Origin of the sequence: Ligilactobacillus equi DSM 15833 = JCM 10991 (genome assembly GCF_001435735.1) — a bacterium.
GTDB classification, from domain to species: Bacteria; Bacillota; Bacilli; order Lactobacillales; family Lactobacillaceae; genus Ligilactobacillus; species Ligilactobacillus equi.
Map to the genome: position 1 here is coordinate 1 of NZ_AZFH01000203.1, position 984 is coordinate 984.

At 37.0% G+C, this 984-nt stretch carries 2 protein-coding genes; both read left to right on the plus strand.

The window, feature by feature from the left end; translation table 11 throughout:
• Positions 1 to 324 precede the first annotated feature (324 nt).
• Positions 325 to 552, plus strand: coding sequence for a hypothetical protein (locus tag FC36_RS11140; protein WP_056986973.1), 228 nt, complete (start codon positions 325 to 327; stop codon positions 550 to 552).
• Positions 542 to 814 (plus strand): IS66 family insertion sequence element accessory protein TnpB, encoded by a 273-nt coding sequence (gene tnpB / locus FC36_RS11145; RefSeq protein ID WP_082614617.1) that lies wholly within the window; start codon positions 542 to 544, stop codon positions 812 to 814. Before FC36_RS11140 ends, tnpB begins: the two co-directional genes overlap by 11 nt.
• Positions 815 to 984: the final 170 nt, after the last annotated feature.

Here is a 984-nt window from a genome sequence, read left to right on the forward strand (position 1 = left end):
TGATTAGTCGTTAAAAATCTCATTTTAACTTGTCCGTTTTCTTGACGCAAGACCAATGTTCACCGATATGGAAAGTATGGCACAGTACATTAGCGAAAAGTTTAGTTAATGGTATGTGTTACGTTTATTAATAATAACTTAATTTAGAAACGACCCTGTTTGTATAAATTTGCAACAGGGTTGTTTGATTAGTATGGAAAATATGGTAGTGACTGGAATGAGGCAAGTCATAAATGCGTAAACACCCTATAACACCCCCGTATTAACTATCGGGCAATCTCTCTGTATACTGGAAGAAAATCAGTACTACGGAGGGATTTTTTAATGGAAAAGATAACAGAAATTGTACCAGTCAACTTTAAGTCACCGGAGGTGGATCAAGCAAAAGCTCCGCTTTCCGGTAAGGGACGTCCGCAGCGAAAACCAAAGTACAGTAGAAAAAAGATAATAGCAGATATCCAAACAACATCCTTCAAAATATCAGTCTTTGATGAAACGAAGGAAGAACTATTACAAGATATTATAAAAATGGTGATGAAATATGCTGATTAACTACAATTATCCAAAACATGTGTATATCGTTTGTGGGAATACTGACTTACGTAAAGGGATTAATAGTCTTGCACTTTTAATCTCAGATTACTATGAAATGGATGTCTATGACGATTCGCTCTTCTTATTCTGTGGACGCAGAAATGATCGCTTTAAAGGACTTTATTGGGACGGCGAAGGTTTTACTATGCTTTACAAACGATTTGAAAATGGGCGACTTCAGTGGCCTAGAAATCGTGAAGAGGTTTCTGAGATAACTTAGCAACAAATTGAGTGGCTTCTTCAGGGCTTAAATCCATTACCTGAAAAACGAATCAAGCCAGCTAAAAAGGGAACTTTTTACAAGCACTCTGATACACGTGGTTCTTCTAATATAGCGGTGCGATAATATGTGATGGATGGACTGGATATAGCTCTAACGTCTATCCAGAA